Annotated in this window: 25 protein-coding genes; 6 read left to right on the top strand and 19 right to left on the bottom strand. The window is 64.6% G+C overall.

The genetic code is table 11. The features are described from left to right. Together Q1V43_RS13345 and Q1V43_RS13340 are read right to left on the bottom strand one after the other, a co-directional pair. On the bottom strand, positions 1-789 hold a 789-nt coding region (locus Q1V43_RS13345), incomplete at its 3' end, for a peptidase U32 family protein (RefSeq protein WP_300518861.1). After that, entirely contained in the window at positions 789-1,331 is a 543-nt protein-coding gene (locus Q1V43_RS13340) for an SCP2 sterol-binding domain-containing protein (RefSeq protein ID WP_300518858.1), read from the bottom strand. The genes Q1V43_RS13340 and Q1V43_RS13345, both read right to left, overlap by 1 nt. 149 nt (positions 1,332-1,480) lie before the next feature. Between Q1V43_RS13340 and Q1V43_RS13335 the strand changes: the two genes are divergently transcribed. From Q1V43_RS13335 to Q1V43_RS13320, 4 genes are all read left to right on the top strand, one after another. Beyond that, complete coding sequence (locus tag Q1V43_RS13335; protein ID WP_300518855.1) at positions 1,481-2,974, top strand: UbiD family decarboxylase; 1,494 nt, start codon at positions 1,481-1,483, stop codon at positions 2,972-2,974. Continuing rightward, positions 2,971-3,531 (top strand): UbiX family flavin prenyltransferase, encoded by a 561-nt coding sequence (locus tag Q1V43_RS13330; protein WP_300518853.1) that lies wholly within the window; start codon positions 2,971-2,973, stop codon positions 3,529-3,531. Before Q1V43_RS13335 ends, Q1V43_RS13330 begins: the two co-directional genes overlap by 4 nt. Positions 3,532-3,655: 124 nt before the next feature. Then, a complete protein-coding gene (locus Q1V43_RS13325) occupies positions 3,656-4,612 on the top strand; it encodes a helix-turn-helix domain-containing protein (RefSeq protein ID WP_300518851.1) in 957 nt (318 codons plus the stop codon). 229 nt (positions 4,613-4,841) lie between these two features. Beyond that, entirely contained in the window at positions 4,842-6,365 is a 1,524-nt protein-coding gene (locus Q1V43_RS13320; RefSeq protein ID WP_300518849.1) for an aldehyde dehydrogenase family protein, read from the top strand. Between the two features lie 180 nt (positions 6,366-6,545). On the opposite strand, the gene nqrM is transcribed toward Q1V43_RS13320, so the two are convergent. From nqrM to Q1V43_RS13305, 3 genes are all read right to left on the bottom strand, one after another. Further along, positions 6,546-6,797, bottom strand: coding sequence for a (Na+)-NQR maturation NqrM (gene nqrM / locus Q1V43_RS13315; RefSeq protein ID WP_300518847.1), 252 nt, complete (start codon positions 6,795-6,797; stop codon positions 6,546-6,548). A 27-nt stretch (positions 6,798-6,824) separates the two neighbouring features. Further along, positions 6,825-7,850 carry an FAD:protein FMN transferase gene (locus Q1V43_RS13310; RefSeq protein ID WP_300518845.1) on the bottom strand — a complete coding sequence of 342 codons (1,026 nt, stop codon included), beginning with the start codon at positions 7,848-7,850 and terminating at the stop codon, positions 6,825-6,827. 187 nt (positions 7,851-8,037) lie between these two features. Beyond that, positions 8,038-8,223 (bottom strand): hypothetical protein, encoded by a 186-nt coding sequence (locus Q1V43_RS13305; protein WP_300518843.1) that lies wholly within the window; start codon positions 8,221-8,223, stop codon positions 8,038-8,040. Between the two features lie 92 nt (positions 8,224-8,315). Between Q1V43_RS13305 and Q1V43_RS13300 the strand changes: the two genes are divergently transcribed. Next, positions 8,316-8,840 (top strand): CBS domain-containing protein, encoded by a 525-nt coding sequence (locus Q1V43_RS13300; protein ID WP_300518841.1) that lies wholly within the window; start codon positions 8,316-8,318, stop codon positions 8,838-8,840. A 153-nt stretch (positions 8,841-8,993) separates the two neighbouring features. On the opposite strand, the gene nqrF is transcribed toward Q1V43_RS13300, so the two are convergent. The 13 genes from nqrF to Q1V43_RS13240 form a co-directional block, all read right to left on the bottom strand. After that, positions 8,994-10,217: an NADH:ubiquinone reductase (Na(+)-transporting) subunit F gene (gene nqrF / locus Q1V43_RS13295; protein ID WP_300518838.1), complete on the bottom strand. Its 1,224-nt coding sequence runs from the start codon at positions 10,215-10,217 to the stop codon at positions 8,994-8,996. Positions 10,218-10,229: 12 nt separating this feature from the next. Further along, a complete protein-coding gene (nqrE, locus tag Q1V43_RS13290; RefSeq protein ID WP_300518836.1) occupies positions 10,230-10,838 on the bottom strand; it encodes an NADH:ubiquinone reductase (Na(+)-transporting) subunit E in 609 nt (202 codons plus the stop codon). After that, positions 10,838-11,491 carry an NADH:ubiquinone reductase (Na(+)-transporting) subunit D gene (locus tag Q1V43_RS13285; RefSeq protein WP_300518833.1) on the bottom strand — a complete coding sequence of 218 codons (654 nt, stop codon included), beginning with the start codon at positions 11,489-11,491 and terminating at the stop codon, positions 10,838-10,840. Before Q1V43_RS13285 ends, nqrE begins: the two co-directional genes overlap by 1 nt. Continuing rightward, positions 11,491-12,303 carry a Na(+)-translocating NADH-quinone reductase subunit C gene (locus tag Q1V43_RS13280; RefSeq protein ID WP_300518831.1) on the bottom strand — a complete coding sequence of 271 codons (813 nt, stop codon included), beginning with the start codon at positions 12,301-12,303 and terminating at the stop codon, positions 11,491-11,493. Before Q1V43_RS13280 ends, Q1V43_RS13285 begins: the two co-directional genes overlap by 1 nt. After that, positions 12,296-13,516 carry an NADH:ubiquinone reductase (Na(+)-transporting) subunit B gene (locus Q1V43_RS13275; RefSeq protein ID WP_300518829.1) on the bottom strand — a complete coding sequence of 407 codons (1,221 nt, stop codon included), beginning with the start codon at positions 13,514-13,516 and terminating at the stop codon, positions 12,296-12,298. The genes Q1V43_RS13280 and Q1V43_RS13275 overlap by 8 nt, the downstream gene beginning before the upstream one ends. 3 nt (positions 13,517-13,519) lie before the next feature. Beyond that, entirely contained in the window at positions 13,520-14,854 is a 1,335-nt protein-coding gene (locus tag Q1V43_RS13270; RefSeq protein WP_300518826.1) for a Na(+)-translocating NADH-quinone reductase subunit A, read from the bottom strand. Between the two features lie 321 nt (positions 14,855-15,175). Further along, entirely contained in the window at positions 15,176-15,730 is a 555-nt protein-coding gene (gene comE / locus Q1V43_RS13265) for a sulfopyruvate decarboxylase subunit beta (RefSeq protein WP_300518824.1), read from the bottom strand. Next, positions 15,727-16,233, bottom strand: a complete 507-nt coding sequence (gene comD, locus Q1V43_RS13260) for a sulfopyruvate decarboxylase subunit alpha (RefSeq protein ID WP_300518822.1) — start codon at positions 16,231-16,233, stop codon at positions 15,727-15,729. The genes comE and comD overlap by 4 nt, the downstream gene beginning before the upstream one ends. A gap of 20 nt (positions 16,234-16,253) precedes the next feature. Next, complete coding sequence (locus Q1V43_RS13255; RefSeq protein ID WP_300518819.1) at positions 16,254-17,171, bottom strand: hydroxyacid dehydrogenase; 918 nt, start codon at positions 17,169-17,171, stop codon at positions 16,254-16,256. Between the two features lie 46 nt (positions 17,172-17,217). Beyond that, entirely contained in the window at positions 17,218-18,213 is a 996-nt protein-coding gene (locus Q1V43_RS13250; protein ID WP_300518817.1) for an aldose epimerase family protein, read from the bottom strand. A 3-nt stretch (positions 18,214-18,216) separates the two neighbouring features. Then, positions 18,217-18,381: a flagella basal body P-ring formation protein FlgA gene (locus Q1V43_RS16625; protein WP_366146220.1), complete on the bottom strand. Its 165-nt coding sequence runs from the start codon at positions 18,379-18,381 to the stop codon at positions 18,217-18,219. Between the two features lie 167 nt (positions 18,382-18,548). After that, the gene (locus tag Q1V43_RS13245; protein WP_300518815.1) at positions 18,549-20,897 is read right to left on the bottom strand and encodes a Tex family protein; all 2,349 of its coding nucleotides are present in this window, start codon (positions 20,895-20,897) and stop codon (positions 18,549-18,551) included. 100 nt (positions 20,898-20,997) lie between these two features. Beyond that, entirely contained in the window at positions 20,998-21,717 is a 720-nt protein-coding gene (locus Q1V43_RS13240) for a response regulator transcription factor (RefSeq protein ID WP_300518813.1), read from the bottom strand. Positions 21,718-21,784: 67 nt separating this feature from the next. Here Q1V43_RS13240 and Q1V43_RS13235 point away from each other — a divergent pair, with 67 nt between their 5' ends. Next, complete coding sequence (locus tag Q1V43_RS13235; protein ID WP_300518811.1) at positions 21,785-24,013, top strand: PAS domain-containing sensor histidine kinase; 2,229 nt, start codon at positions 21,785-21,787, stop codon at positions 24,011-24,013. Here the strand turns inward: Q1V43_RS13235 and Q1V43_RS13230 are convergent. Then, the coding region (locus Q1V43_RS13230) for a hypothetical protein (RefSeq protein ID WP_300518809.1) at positions 24,010-24,291 on the bottom strand (282 nt) is incomplete at its 5' end. The genes Q1V43_RS13235 and Q1V43_RS13230 overlap by 4 nt on opposite strands.

Below are 24,291 nucleotides of genomic sequence, written 5' to 3'. Positions count from 1 at the left end.
CTTGGCGAGCGCCGGGATCAGCTTCTCGGCATTCAGGCTGACCGGATCCTCGAACAGGTGTCCTGTCTCCTCCCCGGCGCTGAAACAGCCCTTGCAGAGTGTCGGATAGGGGGCGGGTTCATCCTTGCCGACCTTGTGGATGACATAGCCGCCCAGCTTGGCCGACAGCGCGCCCTGATCCTCTTGGTATTCCACGTGGGAGGCAGGCGAACAGACGCCGTTCATGTTCGGGCTTTCCCCGGTTGCATAGGACGACAGCGAGCAACGCCCCTCGGCCATCACGCAGAGGCCACCGAAGACAAAGACCTCGGTCTCAACCTCGGTTTCGGCGTTGATGACGGCGATTTCCGGCACCGAAAGAACGCGCGGCAGGACCACGCGTTTCACGCCGAACTCGGCGGCGTAAAAGTTCAGCATGTCGGCATTGGCGGCAGCAGCCTGAACAGACAGGTGACGGCGCAGCCCGGGGTGGTTCTTGGCGGCATAAGCCAGCAGGCCCAGGTCGGCCAGGATCACCGCATCCGCCCCGCAGCGTTCCGCATCGGCCACGGCACGGTGCCACAGGGCCTCGGCGCCGGCGCGGGGATAGGTGTTGATCGCAACCAGCACCTTGGCGCCGTGGTCATGAGCGAATTTCACGCCCTCGCGCATTTCCTCGCGGTCGAAGTTCAGCCCGGGGAAGTTGCGCGCGTTGGTCTCGTCGGCAAAGCCGCAGTAGACCGTGTGCGCCCCGGCCTTCACCGCGGCCCGCAGCGAGGCGGGGGTGCCGGCGGGGCAAACGATTTCCATTACCATTCGTACAAGTCCTCCTGGCGCGACAGGGCCACGCCGGTTCTGCGTTCTGCAAAGTCGATCAGCCGGCGCACCCGGGCACCCAGCGGGCCGGAAATGGCCTCGGCCTCGGCGGCGAGGTCCAGTTCGGCATTATCCATCGCGTTGCGCAGGGCCAGAACGGCCGCCGTGTCGCCTTCGATCACAAGGTCGCGGGAAAAGAACAGCGCGTCGCCGTCATAGGCCCCGTGCACCATGCCCAGAAGCGCCGCCAGTGGCCCGGCAATGCGGGCATCCCCGTCAAGCGGGCCACGCGAGAGCTCCAGTCGCGGTCGCCCCTCGGCCGGCTCCAGCGCCATCGAGATCGGCAGGTCGGTCGGGTCCAGCACGAAGCGGGCCTTCGCATGCTCGCCCAGCCGGCGGAACATCGACGGGTGGCGCGACGCCATGCGGCGGGCAAAGGCGGACAGGGTGAGCGAGAGCGGTGCGAGCGGCAGCCCCTTCAGGGCCAGCGCGGGCAGGCGCGGGAAACGGGGAAGCTCGACAGCGTGATCGTGCAAGACGGGGTCCTTTCAGGCGCGTACGGGCCCGGATCGAGGCCCTGCATCGGACCTGTCCTAGCGGCTTTCACGGTGCGCGACTTGACGATGGTCAATTTTTGCAGGGGTGTGCATGATATGGCGCGAGGGTTGACGTGATAGGAGCCCGCATGCGCAGCCTGCCCCCCTTCCCCACCCTGCGCGCCTTTCTGGACTGGGCCGACGCCCGCGGAGAGGTGGCCGCGCTGCCCGACCCGGTGGAGGTAAAGCACCAGATGACCGCCGTGCACCGTCAGGTGCTGGAGGCAGGCGGGCCGGTCCTGCGTTTCGACGCGCCGATCCTGGCAGATGGCACCCAGTCCGAGGCGCCGGTGGTGGTGAACCTCTTCGGAACCACGGAACGGGTGGCCGCCGGGCTCGGTGTCGGGCTGGACGGGCTGGACGATCTGGGCGCGTTCCTCGCCGCGCTGCGCACCCCTACCCCGCCCGAGGGCATGCGCGATGCCCTGTCGCGCTGGCCGATGCTGAAAGCGGCGTTGTCGACCCGCGCAAAAGTGGTGCGCAAGGCGCCGGTGCAGACCGTGGTGGATGAGACACCGGATCTGGCCCGTGTGCCGATCCAGACCCATTGGCCGGGCGATGCCGGCCCCTTGATCACCTGGCCCGTGGTCCTGACCCGCCCGCATGGCTCCGACGCCGCCGACGTGAACCGCTATAACGCAGGCGTCTACCGCGCGCAGGTGATCGGGCGAAACAAGATCATCATGCGCTGGCTGGAGCATCGCGGGGGTGCGGCGCATCACCGGAGCTGGCAGGCGGCGGGCGAGAAGATGCCCGTGGCGATCGTGCTGGGCGCGGATCCCGCCACGCTGCTTTCCGCCGCGCTGCCCTTGCCCGAAACCGTGTCCGAACTGACCTTCGCCGGGGTGTTCTCCGGCGCGCGGCCCCGGCTGGTGCCGGCCAAGACCGTGCCGCTGATGGTGCCCGCGGATGCCGAGATGGTGATCGAGGGCTGGGTCGATCCCACCGAGACAGCCCCGGAAGGGCCCTTCGGCGACCACACCGGATACTACAATCCCGCCGAGCCCTTTCCGGTCATGACGGTCAGCGCCCTGACCACGCGGGAAAGCCCGCTTTACCTGTCCACCTACACCGGCCGGCCACCGGATGAGCCCGCCATCATCGGCGAGGTGTTCAACCAGCTGGCCCTGCCGGTGATCCGCGACCAGATGCCGGAAATTCGCGACCTCTGGCTGCCACCGGCTGCGTGCAGCTACCGTATGGCGGTGATCTCGATCAACAAGCGCTATCCGGGTCAGGCACGGCGGGTCATGATGGGGCTCTGGGGCATGCTGCCGCAATTCAGCTATACAAAGATGATCATTGTCGTGGATGATGACATCGACCCGCGCAACTGGGATGACATCGCCTGGGCGCTGGCCACGCGCATGGACCCGTCGCGCGACGTGATGATGCTGGAGAATACGCCGATGGACTACCTCGATTTTGCCTCGCCCGAGCCGGGGCTGGCCGGAAAGATCGGCATCGACGCCACCACCAAGCTGGGGGCGGAAACCTCGCGCGAATGGGGAACGGTAATGAAGACCGCACCTCAGGACGTGGCCTTTGCCGCCGATCTGCTTGCGAAACGAGGGCTGGCATGACGGCCCGGGTCGTTCTGGGCGTCGCGGGGGCCTCGGGCGCGGCGCTGGCGCTGGCCTGCGCGCGGCGCCTGTCGGGGCTGGGCGCGCAGATCGACCTCGTAGTCTCCGCCGCCGCCGAACGCACCCTGGCCGAGGAATGCGGACCGGGAGCACTCGACCAACTGACCGCCATGGGCACGCTGCACGCACGCGGCAATATCGGCGCCACCATCGCCTCGGGCTCGGCCCCGGTGGCGGGCATGATCGTCGCGCCCTGCTCAATGCGGTCGCTGGCGGCCATCGCGAACGGGTTGGACGACAACCTGCTGACCCGCGCCGCCGGAGTGCAGCTGAAGGAACGCCGCCCGCTGGTGCTCTTGACCCGCGAGGCGCCGCTGACGCTGGCGCATCTCAGGAACATGACCGCAGTCACGGAAATGGGCGGCATCATCCTGCCGCCGGTGCCGGCCTTCTACCTGCATCCCGACAGCCTGGATGCCGTCATAGACCAGATTGCCGCCCGGGCGGTGGACCTTCTGCGCCTGGCTCCGCCGGTCGCACGGGATTGGCAGGGATGACCCGGCCTCTTCCCCGTCTCGGGAGCAGCAACAGGGGCATCACCGCCCGAACACCATCCGGGTTTACCTGCGCGGCGCCACCGGGCTAAGGTCGCCGCAATCCGGAGGAGGATCGGAGGAGGCCATGCCGCGCACCAGCGCCCATATCGAAAAGGTCATGGAAGTGACCAGCTCGCCATCCGCCGCCGCGCGCTCGCGCCTGGCGGCCAGTTGGCGGCGCTCGGTCGACAAGCACGGTCTGGACCCGGCCCATAACCGGGGGCCGGAGCGGGTAGAGGGCAGCCACCTGCGCGATCGGCTGGAACAGTTCGACAAGTTCATGACTGTCGCATCCCCCCGGCTGGACCGGCTGTTCGGCCTCGTCGGTCAGTCGGGCTGCGCGGTCCTGTTGACCGACAATGACGGCGTGATCCTGGACCAGCGTTTCAGCGAAGCGGACGCGCCGGTCTTCGCGGCTTGGGGCCTGTCTGTTGGTGCCGATTGGAGCGAGGCGCGCGAGGGCACCAACGGGATCGGTACCTGCCTGGCCGAACAGCGCCGGGTGATCATCCACCGCGACGAACACTTCCTTGCCCGCAACACCGCGATGAGCTGCATCGACGCGCCGATCTTCGGCGCCGAGGGGCAGATCCTAGCCGCGCTCGACGTGTCCTCGGCCCGGGCGGACCAGACCGAAGGGTTCAACCGGCTGATCGGCGCGCAGGTTGCCCAGACAGCCCGCGCCATCGAGGAAGCAAACTTCCGCGCCAGCTTCGCGGGCGCCCGCATCGTGGTGGCGGAAAGCGAGGATGCCGAAGCCGCGACCCTTCTGGCCGTCGACGACCACGACCTGGTTATCGGTGCCACGCGCGAAGCCCGACGCGCCTTCGGGTTGAACATGCAGGGCGCCCTGACTCCGCGTCCCGCTGCCGACATCCTGGGGCGCGAGGACGGTCCGACCGGATTCGAAAAGGCCGAACGCGCCGCCGTCATCCGCGCCCTGGCCCGCGCCGAGGGTAATGTAAGCCAGGCCGCCCGCGCCCTGGGAATCGGCCGCGCCACGCTCTATCGCCGCATGAAACGGCTGGGTCTGGGCGACTGAGTACACCGCCGGGCCGACGCGTCCGACGACGGGGCAGCGCCGGGGGCCAGCCCCCGGACCCCCGGGATATTTCAGGAAAGATGAAAGGAACGAGGTTTCGCAACTTGACCTGTCTCAGCGGTGAGACACATCGGGCGCGTGGCAGTTTCGGACCGGGTGATTCCCGGCGCTGGCCCCGTCATGGTCCCCTCACCCCGGCTGGAGGAGCCGGACCATAGGAGGAAACACCATGAACGAAATGACCCAACCCCAGGGCGGCACCTATACCTCGCCTTTCAGGGCACGTTATGACAATTTCATCGGCGGCAAATTCGTGCCCCCGGTCGAAGGCAGGTATTTCGACAACGTGACACCGATCACCGGCGCGAAAATCTGCGAATGCGCCGCCTCGGGCGCGGCTGACGTCGAACTGGCACTGGATGCCGCCCATGCCGCGAAAGACGCCTGGGGCAAGACTTCGGCTGCGGAGCGTTCGAATATCCTGCTCAAGATCGCCGATCGCATCGAAGAGAACCTGGACCTGATCGCCACCGCCGAGACCTGGGACAACGGCAAGCCGATCCGCGAAACCACCGCCGCGGACATTCCGCTGTCGGTCGACCATTTTCGCTACTTCGCGGGGGTTCTACGCAGCCAGGAAGGCAATATGTCCGAGATCGACGCGGACACCGTGGCCTATCACTTCCACGAGCCGCTGGGCGTGGTCGGGCAGATCATCCCCTGGAACTTCTCGGTGCTGATGGCGGCGTGGAAACTGGCTCCGGCGCTGGCCGCCGGCAACTGCATCGTGCTGAAACCCGCCGAACAGACGCCGGCTGCGATCATGGTCCTGATGGAGGTCATCGCCGATCTCCTGCCCGATGGGGTTCTGAACATCGTCAACGGCATGGGCCCGGATGTGGGCGGCCCGCTGGCCAGCTCGGACCGGATTGCCAAGATCGCCTTTACCGGCTCGACCGAGACCGGGCGCATCATCATGCAGCACGCGACCAAGAACCTGATTCCCGTCACGCTGGAGCTGGGCGGCAAGAGCCCGAACATCTTCTTTTCCGACGTGATGGCGCAGGATGACGCCTTCCTGGACAAGGCGGTCGAGGGCTTCGTCCTGTTCGCCTTCAACCAGGGCGAGGTCTGCACCTGCCCGTCGCGCGCGCTGATCCAGGAGGACATCTATGACGAGTTCATCGCCCGCTGCATCGAGAGGGTGAAGGCGATCAAGCAGGGCGACCCGCGCGACATGGAGACCATGGTCGGCGCGCAGGCCAGCCAGGAGCAGCAGGACAAGATCATGTCCTATTTCACCATCGGCCGCGAAGAAGGCGCCGAGGTGCTGGTCGGCGGCGACGCGGCACGGTTCAACGGCGAGCTGGCAAACGGTCACTATATCCAGCCGACCATCCTGAAGGGCGACAATTCAATGCGCGTCTTCCAGGAGGAGATCTTCGGCCCCGTCGTGTCCGTGACCACCTTCAAGGACGAGGAAGAGGCGCTGGCGATCGCCAATGACACGATGTACGGGCTGGGCGCGGGTGTCTGGACGCGCGACGCCAACCGCTGCTACCGCTTCGGGCGCGCGATCGAGGCAGGCCGTGTCTGGGTCAACAACTACCACGCCTACCCGGCCCATGCGGCCTTTGGCGGCTACAAACAGTCGGGGATCGGGCGCGAGACCCACAAGATGATGCTGGACCACTACCAGCAGACCAAGAACGTCCTGATGAGCTACAACCCGAACAAGCTGGGGTTCTTCTAGGAAGGCCAGTTACGGGAAGCCGGGCCTTACAGCCTCTGGATCCTGAACACGCGCGGTGCCGGGCCTTCGGGTCCGGCACCGGACAAACGGGGCCTCATGGACGAGGGGATCGCTGTGCTCCGCCAAGGCCTGAAGAAATGGGGCTATAGGGCTACAGGCGTTCGATCCACCCGGACGGGGTTAGCCTGTCTCGACTTCACCCTCGGCTTCCATGCGCTCCAGCATTTCCCGTTTGCGCTTGCACATCAGCTTGTCGCGCAGCGGGCTGTCGGGATCGACGTCCTTGGAGCAGACCACGCATTTGTCCGAGCCCGAGATCGCGTTCAGACCGCCACAGCTGCCCTTGATGGTCTTGCCCATCAGAAGAACGCCCAGGCTCATGCCGACCACGACCAGCATGAGGATGATAAAGGCCAGAATGAAGGTGCTCATGTCAGGGCTCCGGGATCAGTTGGCAGGTCAGTTGGCGGTGGCGGCGGTGAAGGCCGCGCTCTGCGAAGTGATATAGGTCTCATCCCCGCCGGGCGCACCCCGCGAGATGAAAAAAACTGCGATATCGTTGGCGGCCGCGACTTCCAGGCCACGTTCGGCGCCCAGGGCCAGCATGGCGGTGGCCCAGGCATCGGCCATCATCGCGTCCTCGGCCAGCACCGTGACCGAAGTGGTCAGGTGAGTGATCGGACGACCCGTGGTCGGGTCGATGATGTGGGAATAGCGCTGGCCCTCGTGGGTAAAGAAGTTGCGATAGTCGCCCGAGGTCGCCATGCCCAGGTCGCTGACCGGCACCACCAGTTCGACCTGTCCCTGTGCGCCAGGCTCCGGCGTTTCGATCCCGATCGACCAGGGCAGGCCCTCGGCATTGGTGCCCCTTGTGACCAGATCGCCGCCGATCTCGACCATGTAGCTTTCAACCCCTTCGGCGGCCAGCTCGGCGGCTACGGCGTCAATGCCGTAACCCTTGGCGATGGCAGCCAGGAAAACCTGGGTGTCCGGGCGGCCCTTGGCCAGGGTCAGCGCGTTTTCGTCCAGGCTCAACAGGCGCGCCTGGCCGATTGCCTCCATCGCCGCGGCGATTGCGTCATCGGCGGGGATCGGATCGGCGGGCTCACGCGAACCGAAACCCCAGAGCTGGATCAGCGGACCAAGGGTCACGTCGAACATGCCACGGGACTGCGCGTGCACCTCGTTTGCGGCCGCGATCACCTTGGCAAACTCCGGCGAGACAGGCTGCGGATCGGTGCTGTCCGAGGCGGCGAACAGCGACACTTCGGAATTCGGATCCCAGTTCGACATCCTGGCATTCACAGCAGCCAACGCGGCATCCACGCGGGCCGACAGGGCCTTTTCGTCCAGGTCCTCGCCGATGGCGGTGATGTTGAATGTCGTGCCCATGGTCTCGCCCGACAAGCGAACAATTTCAGGGTCCTTGTCGAACAGGCAGGCGGTCAGGAAAAGCAGCGGGGCAAGCAGGATCAGACGGCGCATAAGGCGGGCTCCTTGAAGTCGCGGGGAGCTATGGCACAGGGGAAAAAACGAGTCAAACCGACCTGTGGTCGCGCCTAAAGCGTTTCGAGAAAAACCTGACTCACGGGTTTTGCTCGAAACACCTACAATATTGATAGGTTTCATGGCGTTTCCGCTCAAACCTGTCTCGGGTTCAAGTAGAAACGCCTTAGTATTCCAGCGGTAGAAAACCGAGCGCCAGAAGCCCCAGGAACGCGGGCACGCCAAAGATCCAGGCGCGGCGCTGCCAGCCCTCTTCCTGCTCCTTCCAGGCCTTGCGGAACCGGTGGCCGCAGACCACCACGATAAAGACCAGGATCATGCCGGTGGTCGGGGTCAGGTAGAGCTCGGGCATTCAGCGTCCTTCAACAATTGTTTTCTACTCTGGTCAGCAGGCGCAAGCGCGCTAAGATGGGCTCAAGAGGCGCGCAGAACTAGGAGAAGACCATGGCCCCCACCTCATACCAATCTCCCCATGTCGGCGACAAGGAAGACAAGCACACCTATAGCCAGAGTGCGGAGTCGAACCTGTCCCATTCACAGAGCACGGTGGCCAATATCCTGGAACAGAAGGGAAGCGATGTCGTGACCGTGCGCCCCTCCGACACGATCGGCACCGTAGTCGAGACTCTGCGCGACAAGCGCATCGGTGCCGTGGTGGTGACGGATCAGAACGGTGCCGTGGTTGGCATCCTGTCGGAGCGCGACATCGTGCGGCGGCTGGCGGACACGCCGGGCCGCACCCTGCCGCAGAAGGTCGAGGACCTGATGACCCGCGAGGTGCAGGTCTGCAACCCCGAAGATCCGCTGTTCGAGGTGCTGAAACACATGAACGAAGGCAGGTTCCGACATATGCCGGTGATGAAGGATGACGCGATGGTGGGCATCATCACAGTCGGCGACGTGGTGGGCTACCGCCTGAACGAGCTGGAATACGAAGCCCTGCGCATGCGGATGATGATCGTGGGCTGACCGGCGTATGCGCCAAGGCATCGGGCCGCTCCGTTCGGGGGCGGCCTTTTTTGATGGTAGCGGCGGCAGTCGGCGAAGACCCGGCTTACGCTCGGTCCAAAAGAAAACCGGCCCCCGAGGGAGCCGGTCCGGTTTTGTATTTGAACTTGGCGATCAACCGCCGAAGTCATCCAGCATGATGTCGTCACGATCGACGCCCAGTTCCAGGAGCATGTTGATCACCGACTGGTTCATGATGGGCGGACCGCACATGTAGAATTCACAGTCCTCGGGCGCCGGATGGTTTTTGAGGTATTCCTCGAACAGGACATTGTGGATGAAGCCGGTGTAGCCGGTCCATTCGTCCTCGGGCATCGCGTCCGACAGGGCCACGTGCCATTCGAAGTTGTCGAACTCCTCGGCCAGACCGTCGAAATCCTCGACAAAGAACATCTCGCGCTTGGATCGCGCGCCATACCAGAACGAGATCTTGCGGTCGCGGTTCTGCAGCCGCTTGAGCTGGTCGAAGATATGCGAACGCATCGGCGCCATGCCGGCCCCCCCGCCGATAAAGACCATTTCCTTTTTGGTGTCCCGGGCGAAAAACTCGCCGTAGGGACCGGAAATCGTGACCTTGTCGCCGGGTTTCAGGTTGAAGATGTAGGAGGACATCTTGCCCGCGGGAATGTCCGTGGACCCCGGCGGGGGGCTGGCCACGCGGACGTTGAGCATGATCATGCCCTTTTCATCCGGGTAGTTGGCCATCGAATAGGCCCGTTCGACCGGTTCGGCCACGTGGCTTTCATATTGCCACAGGTTGAATCGGTCCCAGTCCTCGCGATACTCCTCTTCGATGTCGAAGTCGGTGTATTTCAGATGGTGGGCGGGGGCCTCGATCTGGATGTAGCCACCGGCACGGAAATTCACATCCTCGCCTTCCGGCAGGTCCAGGACCAGCGCCTTGATGAACGTGGCCACGTTCTCGTTCGACCGAACGGTGCATTCCCACTTCTGCACGCCGAAGACCTCTTCAGGCACTTCGATGTCCATGTCATGTTTCACCGCCACCTGACAGGACAGACGGTCGCCAGCGGCGGCCTCGCGTTTGGTGATGTGGCCCTCTTCCGTGGGCAGGATCGACCCGCCACCGGAATGCACCTTGACCCGGCACTGCGCGCAGGTGCCGCCACCGCCACAGGCCGAGGGGACGAACATTTTCTCGCCCGCGAGCGTCTGCAGGAGCTTGCCCCCGGCCGGGACCGAGATGGTTTTTTCGCCGTTGATGGTGATTTTCACATTGCCGGTCGAGACCAGTTTCGAACGGGCCGTCAGGATGATTGCCACCAGGGCCAGCACGATCAGGGTGAAGAGGATGACGCCAAGCGTAAACGTTTCCATGATCGCAGCCCCTTACAGTTTCACGCCGGAGAAGGACATGAAGGCCAGCGCCATCAGCCCCGCGGTGATGAAAGTAATGCCGAGGCCCTGCAGCCCTGCCGGGACGTCGGAGTATTTCAGCTTCTCGCGCACACCGGCCATGGCGGTGATCGCCAGAGCCCAACCAAAGCCCGAGGACAGACCGTAGGTGGTCGCCTCGGCGAAGTTGTAGTCGCGTTCCACCATGAAGAGCGAACCACCAAGGATGGCGCAATTCACGGTGATCAGCGGCAGAAAGATGCCCAGCGCGTTGTAGAGCGGCGGGAAGTACTTATCCAGGATCATCTCGAGGATCTGCACCATGGCCGCGATCACGCCGATGTAGCTGATCAGACCCAGGAAGGTCAGGTCCACATCCGGGAAACCGGCCCAGGCCAGCGCACCCGGCTTGAGCAGATAGCTCAGCAGCAGGTTGTTGGTCGGCACCGTGATCGCCTGCACGACCATGACCGAGATACCCAGCCCCAGCGCGGTCGAGATCTTCTTCGACACGGCGATGAAGGTACACATGCCCAGAAAGAAGGACAGCGCCAGGTTTTCGACGAAAACGGCCTTAACGGCCAGGGAAATGAGCGCTTCCATCAGTGCTCCTCCACCGTCTGGATCTTGAAATCACGGGCTTCGACATGCTCGGGCTTCAAGGTGCGGAAGCCCCAGATCAGTAGACCGATAATGAAGAAGGCCGAGGGCGGCAGCAGCAGCATGCCGTTGGGCACGTACCAGCCACCGTTGTTCACGGTCTCTAGAATGGTGATGCCGAACAGGCTGCCGGAGCCGAACAGCTCGCGGATGACACCCACGATCATCAGGATCACCCCGTAGCCCAGCCCGTTGCCAATCCCGTCCAGGAAGCTCGCCACCGGCGGGTTGGACATGGCGAAGGCCTCGGCGCGGCCCATCACGATGCAGTTTGTGATGATCAGACCGACAAAGACCGACAGGGTCTTGGAGATCTCGAACGCATAGGCCTTCAGGATCTGGTCCACCAGGATCACCAAAGAGGCAATGATCACCATCTGAACGATGATCCGGATCGAGCTTGGGATCTGGTTGCGCAGGATCGAGATGAACATCGACGAGAACGACGTCACGAAGATCACGGCCAGCGACATGACGAAGGCGACTTTCAGCGACGAGGTCACGGCGAGGGCCGAACAGACGCCCAGGACCTGCAGCGTGATCGGGTTATTGTCGAACAACGGGTCGACGAGCAGTTCGCGTTTGGTCTGAGCCATCAGAACTCTCCTGCTTGCAGTTTGTCCAGGAAGCGGGCGTAGCCCTCTTCGCCCATCCAGAATTTCACCAGGTTGTCTACCCCGGCCGTGGTCAGTGTCGCACCGGCCAGCGCGTCGATGTGGTAGTCGGCGCCAGCAGGCGGGGCGGTTTTGGCAACGGTGATTTGCAGCGTGCCGGCCTCATCGCGCAGGCGTTTGCCGTTCCACTGTGACTTCCAGCGCGGGTTGTCCACCTCGGCGCCGAGGCCCGGGGTTTCCGCGTGGGAATAGAATTGCAGACCGAAAATGTCGTTGCCGTTTTTCTCGACCGCGATGAAACCGTAGAGCGTCGACCACAAACCGTAGCCATGCAGAGGCAGGATCACCTTGTCGAGCGCGCCTGCGTCGTCGCGCAGCAGGTAGACCGTGCGGAAGCGCGACTGGCGGCCGATCGAGGCCGGGTCATCCTCCAGCGCGCGGCTGAGCTCCGGGTCGTCCGCGGCAGCGATATCGTCGAATGTGGCGGGATCGAAAGCGTCGGTGAACTCACCACTCTCCAGGTCCAGCACCCGTGGTTCAAACGCCTCGAAGGCGTCCGAGATGTCGATGGCCGGATCATAGAGGCCCGCGACCTGCAGGATGTTTATCTGCTTGTCGCGCAGCTTGTTGGCTTCCTGCGTCGGGCGCAGGATCACCGCGGCGGTGGACACGATCATCGAAGCCACCAGGCACACCGCAATGGCCACGAACAGGGTCTTGCTCACTGTGTCCGGCGGTGCGGCCAGGAACCGGGCGATGGCGCCCTTGTTTTCTGCGTTCATCGGCTCAGACATGGCGACGCGCCCTCCGTTTGATGTTGGCCTGAACAACAAAATGGTCGATCAGCGGAGCAAAGACGTTGCCGAACAGGATCGCCAGCATCATGCCTTCCGGGAAGGCCGGGTTGACCACACGGATCAGCACAACCATGACGCCGATCAGCGCGCCGTAAATGTAGCGGCCCGTGTTCGTGTGGCTGGCCGAGACGGGTTCAGTCACCATGAAGACCAGACCGAAGGCATACCCGCCCAGAACCAGGTGCCAGTACCAGGGCATTGCGAACATCGGGTTGGTGTCCGACCCGATCAGGTTCAGAAGACCCGAGAAGGCCATCATGCCTGCCATGCAGCCCACGATCAGACGCCAGTTGGCGATCTTGGTAACAAGCAGAAAGACAAGGCCTAGGGCAATCGCGAGCGTCGATGTCTCTCCGAACGAGCCCTGAATGGTGCCCAGGAAGGCGTCCATCCAGGTGATCCCCCGGCCTGCCAGTGCCTGTACGCCCTCAGCCGCCGAAACCCCCAGCGCGGTCGCGCCCGAGAAGCCATCGACCGGGGTCCAGACCGCGTCACCGGACATGCTGGCCGGGTAGGCGAAGTACAGGAACGCGCGGCCAACCAGCGCCGGGTTCAGGAAGTTCTTGCCGGTTCCGCCAAAGACCTCCTTGCCGATCACCACGCCGAAGCTGATGCCCAGCGCCACCTGCCACAGCGGCGCCGAGGCCGGCAGGATAAGCGTGTACAGCATCGAGGTGACAAGGAAGCCCTCGTTCACCTCATGGCCGCGCACGGTGGCAAAGATCACTTCCCAGATGCCGCCGACCACCAGAGTCGTCAGGTAGATGGGCAGGAAATACAGGAAGCCGTGGGCGAAGTTGCCGAAATAACTTGCCGGGTCCAGCGAGATGCCGAACAGGTCAAGGATGGCGATGCGCCAGCCGGTCGCGGCCCCCGTACCAATCGCGTCACCCATCATCGCAAGTGCGCTGTTGGCCTGAAACCCGGTGTTGATCATGCCCCACAGGATGCTGGGGATCGTTGCAATCACCACGTAGGTCATGATGCGTTTCATGTCCACGTAGGACCGTGCGTGCGGGGCGACCGAAGTCACCGCCTTCGGCGTATACAGGAAGCTTTCCACCATCTCGTAGACGGGGAAGAGTTTTTCGAATTTGCCGCCCTTGGTGAAGTTCGGCTCGATGCGGTCAAAGAAGCTGCGCAATCCCATGGCTCAACCCTCCTTCTCGATCTTGGTCAGGCTGTCGCGCAGGGCCATGCCATATTCGTATTTCGCCGGGCAGGCGAAGCCGACAAGGCCCAGATCCTCTTCGTCCAGCTCCATCGCGCCCAGCGCCTGGGCCTGGTCGGTATCCATCACCAGCAGCGCACGCAGAAGCTGGGTCGGCAGGAAATCCTGCGGCATCAGCTCTTCGAATGTGCCGGTGGGCACCATGGCGCGGCGGCCACCGTTGAGGTTCGTGGTCAGCGGGAAGAGCTTGCGCGCAAAGGCGGAGCCCAGCACCGGCTGCACCGCGTATTTCTTGCCCATCGGGCGGATCCAGCCCATCGGGTGCTGGTCCTGGTCCTCGCGAATCACCGTGACCTGACGGGCGAAACGGCCCAGAAAGGCGGTTGCTCCGGCAGCCTGACGCCCCGACAGGATCGAGCCCGAGATGACGCGCGGCTCGCCGGTGGCGATCTCGCCCTCGGTCAGTTCGTCGGTCGAGGCCCCCATGACCGTGCGCAGCAGACGCGGCTGTTTCGCTTCCGGTCCGCAAAGCGCCACGACCACGGAGGGATCCAGATGGCCGGTCCCGATCAGGCGCCCGATGGCAATCACGTCCTGGTAGCCGATGGTCCAGACCATGTCCTCGGCCCGTACGGGATGCAGGAAGTGGATGTGGGTGCCGGCAAGGCCGGCGGGGTGCGGGCCTTCGAACGAAGCCACCTCGACACCCGGCACGTCGGCCAGCGCGGCGCCCGGGGCCTGACACAGGTAGGTCTTGCCTTCGGTCAGCTTGGCCACGGCCGCAAGACCGGTGGCGAAGTCCTGCGAAGCTTCGCTGATGATCACGCCCGCGTCGGCAGAGAGCGGCTCGCTGTCCACCGCGGTGACAAAGATCGCCTGCGGCTGGCTGCCCGGCACCGGCATTTTCGAATAGGGGCGGGTGCGGAACGCGGTCCAGAGCCCGGCGGCACTGAGTTTCTCGGTCACGCCCTCGGCGGTATCGGCATTGCCCACGGCGGAGAAATCGACACCCTTGTCGGCCGCGTCAGTCACTTCGATCACCACGCTCTGCAACACCCGGCGCGCACCGCGGTTGATGCGGATGACCTTGCCTGTCATCGGCGCGACCATCTGGGCCGCCTCGGCCTCCTTGTGGCAGAACAGCGGCTGGCCGCGTTTGACCTCGTCGCCCTCCTGCACCGCCATGCGCGGCTTGAGCCCGACATAGTCCGCCCCCAGCACCGCCACATGGCGCACGGGCGGCGCGTCGTGAATCACCTGATCAGGGGCGCCGGAGACCGGCAGGTCCAACCCCTTCTTCAATCTGAAACTCTGCATGTTGTTCTTGCTCTCTTCCGCGTGGCGCCGAGGCAAAGGCACGGACCTTCGATCGACGCTTCCATATATGGCTGCGCCACGCCCGATTTTCGGTCGGCGCGGCGCAACGGATCCCGGGGCTCTTTTAGAGGCGTATGTCGCAAATGGCCAGCGGGTGGGTCGCGGTTTTGCCATAACATATGCGACCTTTCGGACACAGGAACCGATGTTAGCGCCTTTAATATGCAGATTGGATCGAGCCGGGGCGCGAGGAAGAGGCCCCCAAGGTCAACGCCCGCACGGGATTCGCGCGGGCGTTCAACGCTCAGGCGAGTGCCCGGATCACTCCGCCACGGCCGCCATGAAGCGCTCGCGGATGGTGATCGGGTTCATTGTGATGACCGGCACCTGGACGTTGCCGCTGTCGCATTTGGACACGATCACGGTCATGCGTTTTGCGGCCAGCGCGTCAGCCAGCGCCTGCGGAGTGTCCTCGGCTGCGACCTCGATCACGGTCTCGCAGCCGCAGGCCCTGGCTACCGCCGCCAGCGAGGTTCTGCGCCCCGCATAGGTTGGCTGATCCCCGGTCGAGCCGTAGGAGCCGTTGTCCACGATCAACAGGATAAAGTTGTCGCGCGGATTGTTGGCGATGGTCGACAGCGTGGCGAGGTTGGTCAGCACCGACCCGTCCCCGTCGATCGAGATCACCGGCTTGTCCTGCGCCAGCGCCAGGCCGAACCCGATTGAACTGGCCAGCCCCATGGTGCCCAGCATGTAGAAATTCGTCGGCTGATCGTCGAGGCTGTGCAGCTCCTGACTGGGCGCGCCAATATTGCAGACCACAAGCTGGTCACTGATCACCGGGATCAGCGTTTTCAAAAGGTCATGGCGGATCATGTGGCGTCCCTCCAGAAGCTGGCATCGGTCAGGATGGCGACGGGTTTGGAACACATCCGGGTGTGGTTCAGGATGCCCGGCAGCTCATCGGCGTCCTCGGGCCTGTGGAAGTGATAGGTCGGGATATGCAGCTGGTTCAGGATCGCCTTGGTGTGCAGGGCCATCTCGACCTGGCAGGCGACCGGCTCGCCGACCTCACCGCGATAGCTGATCAGCATCGGCAGCGGGATCTGATAGAACTGAATGAGCGTCGCCAGCGTGTTCACCACAACCCCCAGCGCCGTGTTCTGCATGAAAATCGCCGGGCGCATTCCGCCCATGTAAGCTCCGGCACAAAGCCCCATGCCCTCGTCTTCCTTGTTCGAGGGCACGTGTTTGATCGCCGGGGTCCGGTCGAGCACCTCGATCACCCCCGCAAGTTGCTTGCACGGGACCGAGGTGACGAAATCCACCCCGTTCTCGACGAAATCGCCGATGATCCGCTTGTCCATCTCCTTGGCCATGGTTCCTCCCTGAGCCGTGTTCACGAAAGCCGCTCCAGCACGAGATCGGCGATCATCGTGCTGGCGCGGGTATGGCTGTCCCGGGTGATCCCGGCAATATGCGGGGTCAGGATGAGGTTCGAGAGCCCCTTGAAGACCCCGGCCCCCTCTTCGGTCAGGGGCTCCTCTTCGAACACATCCAGGGCGGCCCCACCGATATGACCCGCGCGCATCGCATCGGCCAGGGCGGCTTCGTCCACCACGCCCCCGCGCGCCGCATTGATCACGACCGCGCCTTCGCGCATCATCGCAAAGGCCTCGGCGTTCATCATGTGTCGCGTCGCGCCATTCAGCGGGACGTGAAGGCTGATCACGTCCGAGCTCGCCAGGATTGCTTCGAAATGGCGCGCCGTGGCGCCCTCCCAGGCCGGGTCGTCTACCGGAACATGCGGATCATAGGCGCTGACCTTCATGCCCAGCGCGGTCGCCAGCCGCGCGGCTTCCTGCGCGATGGCACCAAAGCCGATGAGCCCCAACCGGCGCCCGGACACCTCGCGCCCCGAACACGCCGCCTGCGGCCAGTTCCCGGCCTTCATCGCATGGCCTGACTGATAGGCCTGCCTGAGCAGGATCAGGGCATTCGCAACCACGTATTCTGCAACAGGCAGCGTGGTCGCTTCCGTGGCCGGGATCACCTCGACACCCGCCGCGGCACAGGCGTCAAGGTCGATATTGTCGAGCCCCGCACCCAATCCGCCGACCATTTTAAGATCGGGCGCGGAGGCCAGAAGCGCCTCTGTCACCTGGGTGCGGTTGCGTACAATCAGCGCCTGAATACCCGCCATCCTTGCGGGAATGTCCTCCTGCCTGTCGGCCAGATCGGGGGCGTAGGCTGTCGGACGCGCCGCTTTCAACCGCTCCACCGCCTCTTCTTCCATGAATTCCGTGATCAGGATCATGAATGTCCCACCGGCTCGATCCCCGTTGCCTCCCACCCGAAGAAGCTCATGTATCTTCCTTCGTGAAAACGAACTGCGTGTGTTGGTGATAGCGGTCATCGGGCCGCAGCAGCGCCTGTGGGAAATGGTCGTGGTGGTTGGCATCGGGCCAGACCTGCGGCTCCAGCGCAATGCCGGCATGGGCGCCCATCGGTCGTCCCGTCAGGCCGGGCAGGTCGATGTCGATCTTGGCCCCGTCATAGACCTGCAGCCCCGGTTCGGTGGTGCGGCATTCCATCGTTACGCCGGAGCGTCGGCTTTTCAGCCAGGCCACCGGGCGCAGGGGTGTGCGGTCATCGGAAAGGCAGAAGTTGTGATCGACAGGATGGGCCTGCCCGACCGGCGCGAAATCGCGGAAATCGAAACCGGTGCCTGCCACGTCGCGCACCTCGCCAGTCGGTATCAGTTCGTCATCCACCGGCAAGTAATCGGGCGCAGCGACCTTCAGCAGATGATCCGAGATCGTCGGCCCGTCATCCAGAACGAAATAGCTGTGATGCGCCAGGTTGCACAGTGTTGACGCGTCGGTCCAGGCCTCGATATCAATATCCAGCACCCCACCGCGCAGAAGCTGGAAAGTGATCCGCGCGGTCATCGTGCCCGGAAAGCCCATGTGCCCGTCCGGCAGGGTCACGGCCATGACCGCGTGGTGCGGCCCGTGCCCTTCTACCCGCCAGAGCCGCTTGCCCATGCTGTCCGTCCCGCCATGCAGGCAGTGCTTTCCCAGGAAGTTGCGATCGAGCTGGTATGTCGCCCCGTCAATCTCCAGTTGCCCGTTCGCGACCCGGTTGGCGCAGCGCCCGGCGATGGCGCCAAAATAGGGCGAACGGCTGAGATAGGGCTCGAAATCCGGGAACCCCAGCACCAGGGGGGCGTCATGCCCCTCGAGCCGCAAATCCTGCAACACCGCCCCGCTGGTCAACAGGTGCGCGGTCAGCCCGCCCCCTGTCAAAGTGAGCCGGTGCACGACTTCGCCCGAAGGCAGGGTTCCAAATTCCACCATGTCTCAGCCTTTCACAGTAATCATCTGGCCAAGGCGCGCGTTTTCCTCCGCCGCCCGACCCACAACCCGGACCCGAAAGCCATCCGAGAGCGAAACGACAGGCACGCCCTTTCCCGACCTTACCAGATCAGGCAGGCGCTGTTGTCGGAAAAAGCGGCCGCCCGGCAATCGGCCGCGGCAGGCGTGTTTCCTTCACTGCCCCGTTCACAGAGCCCCGGGCGCGGTTGCCCGCCGCATTCGCCGTTGCGCATTGCCTGCTGGGCGGGAAATACCGCGCTGGCCCGGCCTCCGGTCATTTCGATAGGCCGCACAGCGGGCCCGCCACGCAACGGTGGTCAGCGCCCCTTCTTCAGCGCGTCCTGCAAGGCCGCGCCCAGCGCCCCCTGCCCGCCCCCCTGGGATGGGCGCCCCTTTCCGCCACCGGGATTGCCACCGCCGGGGCCACCACGGGGGCCGCCCGGCCCCCGGCGCTGCGGCCCATCCCGGCGCCCGCCGCCCTGCGCACCGGGGCGGCCACCGCCGTCCTTGCGCATGGACAGGCCGATGCGCTTGCGGGGGATGTCCACCTCGGTCACGCGGACCTTGACCACGTCGCCGGTCTTGACCACCTCATGCGGATCCTTGACGAACCGGTCGGCCAGCTGGCTGACATGCACCAGCCCGTCCTGGTGCACACCGATATCGACGAAGGCACCAAAGGCCGCGACATTGGTCACGGTTCCTTCCAGCAACATGCCGGGTTTGAGATCCCTGATGTCTTCCACCCCGTCGGCGAAGCTCGCGGTCTTGAAGCTGGGACGCGGGTCGCGGCCGGGCTTTTCGAGTTCCGAAAAGATGTCGCGCACCGTGGGCAGACCGAAGTCGTCCGTGACGAAATCCTCGGCGTTGAGCCGGGTCAGCGCCCTGGCATCCCCGGCAATGGCACGCAGATCCCGCCCGCAGGCCGAGACGATCTTGCGCGCAATGTCATAGGCTTCCGGGTGCACGGCGGAGGCGTCCAGCGGCTCTTTGCCATCGCGGATGCGCAGAAAACCCGCGCATTGTTCGAAAGCCTTGGGACCAAGACCCGACACCTCCAGCAGCGCCTTGCGCGCGCCGAAAGCACCGTTGACATCGCGATGCGCCACGACCGAGCGCGCGAGCGATGCACCCAGCCCGGCCACATGCGCCAGCAGCGGCGCAGAGGCGGTGTTCAGATCCACACCCACCGCGTTCACCGCGTCCTCGACCACGCCTTCCAGCGCGCGGGCCAGGCGGCGCTGGTCGACGTCATGCTGATACTGGCCGACACCGATGGATTGCGGTTCAATCTTCACCAATTCGGCCAGTGGATCCTGAAGGCGGCGGGCAATCGATACCGCCCCACGCAGCGAGACGTCGAGCTCGGGGAATTCCTCGGCAGCGAGCTGGCTTGCGGAATAGACCGAGGCACCGGCCTCCGACACCACCACACTGGTGGGTTTCTTCACCTCGGCGGGCAGCAGTTTCAGGACATCTCCCACCAGCCGCTCGCTCTCACGGCTTGCAGTGCCATTGCCGATGGCGACCAGTTCGACACCGTGGCGCCTGATCAGGGTGATCAGCGCCGCCTCGGCCCCGCGAATGTCATTCTTGGGCTGGAACGGGTAGACCGTGGTGGTTTCCAGCAGCTTGCCGGTCGCATCGACCACGGCCACCTTGCAACCGGTGCGAATGCCCGGATCAAGGCCCAGCGTGGCCCGGGGACCGGCGGGGGCGGCCAGCAGCAGATCCTTGAGGTTGCGGGCAAACACCGTGATGGCTTCCTCATGGGCGCGGCGGCGCAGCTCGGCCAGAAGGTCCATGTACATCGACAGGCTGAGCTTGATGCGCCAGGTCCAATGGGCGGCGGCGCGCAGCCAGATATCGCCTGGCGCCTCACCCTCGCAGCCTACGGCGGCAGCGACCATGGACAGGGCGCGTGGCAGGCCGGTCTCTTCATCAGGGGCGATTTCGATCGTCACCACACCCTCGTTGGAGGCGCGCAGAATGGCCAGGGCGCGGTGGCCGGGAATTTTCGCCCAGGCTTCGGAGTGGTCGAAATAGTCCGAGAACTTCGCCCCGTCCTGTTCCTTGCCAGTCACAACCCGTGCCGAGATCTTCGCGTGTTCCATCATGAAGGCGCGCAGACGACCCAGCAGGTCGGCGTTCTCGGTCAGCTCCTCCGAGAGGATATCACGCGCACCGGCGAGCGCCGCCTTCGCATCCGCCACGGCCTCCGACAGGTATCCCGCAGCCAGAACCTCGGGATCGGCGCCGCGGTCTGCCTCGATCTCGCGCAAGAGAGGCTCCAACCCGTTTTCGCGCGCAATCATCGCCTTTGTGCGGCGTTTCGGCTTGTACGGAAGATAGATGTCTTCCAAGGCCGCCTTGGTCTCGGCCCCGGCAAGGGCCCGGGCCAGATCGTCGGTCATCCTGCCCTGTTCGTCGATCGATTTGACGATGGCCGCGCGGCGGTCTTCCATCTCGCGCAGATAGGTCAGGCGGTCGGCGAGCGTGCGCAGTTGCGTATCGTCCAGCCCGCCCGTGGCCTCCTTGCGGTAACGCGCCACGAAAGGCACCGTGGCACCGCCATCCAGAAGCTCGACCGCCGCGCCCACCTGGTTGGTGGAGGCCCCGATTTCAGTGGCGATGGTGCGGGCAATACGCTGTGCGATCTGATCCAAGGCAATCTTCCTTTGCTGCTGGAAGACCGGTGATACCGGGCTGTGTGCCCCGCGCCAAGCGGAAATGCCGGGCTGGGCGACCCGTTAGCACGGCGCAGGGCTAATCCACGTCCACCGTCACGGCCAACACGTAACCCTCACCGCGAACCGACTGGATCAGGGAACTGCGCGCCTCTTCGCGGTCGATCTTGCGGCGCAGGCGCGAGACATGGGCGTCGACGGCCCGGTCGGTGATCGCAACCGAATTGCCATAGAGCGCATCCATCAGCTGGTCGCGGCTGACGATCTGCCCGGGCGTTCGGACCAGGGCGCAGAGCAGGGTGAATTCGGCCCCGGTCAGCGCAATCACCCGATCGTCGCCCAGATGCCGCAACCGGCGCTTTACAATGTCCAGCTCCAGCCCCTCGAACCGGATACTGTCGGGGAGTTCATCGCCATCCCCCCCGTTCGCAGGGACTTCGAACCGCCGGAGGACCGCCTTGATCCGCGCCAGCAACTCGCGCGGCTCGTAGGGTTTGGTCAGGTAATCATCCGCGCCAAGCTCCAATCCGACGATCCGGTCGAATACCTCATCGCGCGCGGTCAGCATGATGATCGGCGTCTCGACCTCAGCACGGAATTCCTTGACCAGGTCGAACCCGTCCGCATCCGGCAGGTTCAGATCCAGCACGATCAGGCGCAGATCATCGGCCTGAAAAAGCCCCCGTGCCTTGGCGCCCGAGCTCGCCGTTCGCACCTTGAAACCATGTTTGGCCAGAAATCTGGACAGAAACGAGGTCAGCTGCATGTCATCATCAATGATGAGGATTGTTTGATCCATCTCAAGTCCCTTGCGCGCGTTGTCGCTAACATGGCGCGACATCCGAATTGTTGCAAGGTGCCCCGTCATGCAGGTTCAGACCCCGCTTCAGACTCCGTCGTCCAACCGGTTCTATCTGGTCGGTTCCCTGGCGTTTTTCCTGCTGGTGGTCACGGTGTTGCTGGGCCTCTATCTGGGGACCGAGACCCGCCGCCAATTTGGCGAGATCGAGGCCTCCTGGGCGCATTCCAACGGCGACGTGGGGCAGAAAGGCGTCTGGATCAGCTCGATCCGGGGCTACATGGGCTATGGCGGGATCATTCACAACTTCAAGAACTACGTGCTGCGGCGTGACGAAAGCTATGTGGAGCGGGCCGAGGAACAGTTGCGCCAGTTCGGTGGGGTGGTCGAGCTATATCTTTCGCACACCACCGATGAACGCGAGCGACAGGCGCTTTTCGCACTGAAGGACACGATCGACGAATACGCCATGAATTTCGCCGTCGCCCGCGAAGCGGTCAGGTTGCGTCTGACCATTGCCGAGGTCGACAAGCTGGTGCGCGTGGATGACCGCGCCGCCGAACAGGCCCTGGCCGACCTCGAGAAGGTCTGGACCGACGCGCGAACCCTGTCCACCCGCCGTACCTTCGCCGCAGTCTATCAGGGCCGCGCCCTGATCGGCATCGGTTTCGTGTCGATCGTGGCGCTGGTTCTGGCCGCGGGCGCGATCGGGGTGATGCTTTTCATCATGTTCACCGATATGGGGACCACGCTGAAACGTCTGTCTCGGGAGCTGACCGCCCGGCGCGACGCCGAGGCCTCCGAAAAACGTCTGGCCAGCGTGGTCGAACAGAGCCCCACGACCATCGTCATTACCGACACCTCGGCGCATATCCTCTATGCCAACCGGCGCTTCCGCGAGCTCACGGGTTGGGAAGAAAGCGAGATCAAGGGGCAAACGCCGAAATTCCTGCAATCGGGCGACACCTCGACCGATACCTATGACGAGCTGCGCCGGGCACTGGCCGCCGGGCAGGATTGGCACGGAATATTCCGCAACCGCAAGAAGGACGGCTCCACCTACTGGGCCGAAACGCGCATCCTGCCGCTGATGGGCCCCGACGGCACAGTGCAGAACTTCATCGGCATCGGCGAGGACATTACCGAACGGCGCCAGGCCCGCGAACAGGTGGCCCGCGCGCAGAAGCTCGAAGCGGTCGGGCTGCTGGCGGGCGGCATCGCCCATGACTTCAACAACGTGCTGACCACCATCGTCGGCGCGGCTCACCTGGCGGCAATGGATGCGCCGAAGGACAGCGATCTGGCGGGCGAGATCGAGCAGATCGAGATCGCGGCGAAACGGGCGCAGAGCCTGGTGCACGGGCTTTTGTCCTTCGCCCGCCGCGAGCCCGGGCAGGCGCAGCCGGTAAATCTCTGCGGTGTGGTGCAGGAGGTCGCGCGCCTCTTGCGTGCTTCGCTGCCGCCAACCGTCAGGATCGATGTCTGTGGGGCGATGGACAAGGTCATGGTACTGGGCGACCACACCCATCTGCACCAGATCGTCATGAACCTGGGGCGCAACGCCGCCGAAGCGATCGGCGCCGGGGACGGGCTGATCCGCATCCGTGCCAGGACAGCCGGGGCAACGCCCGAGGGGCTGGCCGACCGCCCCGACGGCTGGATCAGCCTGACGATCCAGGACAACGGCCCCGGCATGTCCTCGGAAACCCGCGCGCGCCTGTTCGACCCGTTCTTTACGACCAAGCCCTTGGGCAAGGGCTCGGGCCTCGGGCTGGTCGTTGTGGCCGGGCTGGTCGAGGAAATGGGCGGGCGGATCGAGGTACACAGCGCGCCCGGCGAAGGCGCGCGCTTTGTCATTCACCTTCCCGGCACCTCCCTGGCCGAGGCCGAAGGCACCCTGCCCGGCGATGCCTCTCCGGCCCCGCGCGGATCCGAGCGCATTCTGGTGGTGGATGACGAAACCGAGATTGCCGCCACCTGGCGCCGGATGCTCATGCGGCTGGGCTACCGGGTCGAAGCCTATACCTCGCCGCGCGTCGCGGCCGAGAAACTGGCAGCCGACCCGGGGCGGATCGACCTTCTGGTCACGGACATGGTCATGCCGGAAATCACCGGCGAGGCCCTTGCCAACCAGGCCCGCGCCCTGCGTCCGGACCTGCCGGTAATCATCTGCACCGGCTACTCCCCCGGCGCAATCCAGGTCGATGGCCCGGCTCCTGAAATCCTGCCCAAACCGGTCGACCCCTCTCACCTGGCGCACCGGATCCGGGCCGCGCTTGACGGTGACAAAAGCTAGAACAGGCCGCCCGGCACGGACGCGTCACAGTCCGTCACATTTCCGAACACTCCGAAACCCGGTGCGCAACACATGTGCTGCGCATCCGGCGTAGCGTGAAATTCGGAGAAACCCCGAGTCGGGCCACCGGCCGGGACGCGCAGCAAGGGCGATGATGCTTCAGCCAGCGGAAACACATGGCCCTTGTCAAAAACCACGGTCGTCCAGCTGGCACGCCAGACGACCCGACAGGAGGCAACGATGATCCGAACACTCACCGTCATGGGGGCGTTGTTGGC

Source organism: Aliiroseovarius sp. (assembly GCF_030148435.1).
Classification (GTDB): Bacteria; Pseudomonadota; Alphaproteobacteria; order Rhodobacterales; family Rhodobacteraceae; genus JASBTN01.
Note: the sequence above shows the minus strand (reverse complement) of the source record. Positions and strands in the feature narration are given on the sequence as shown.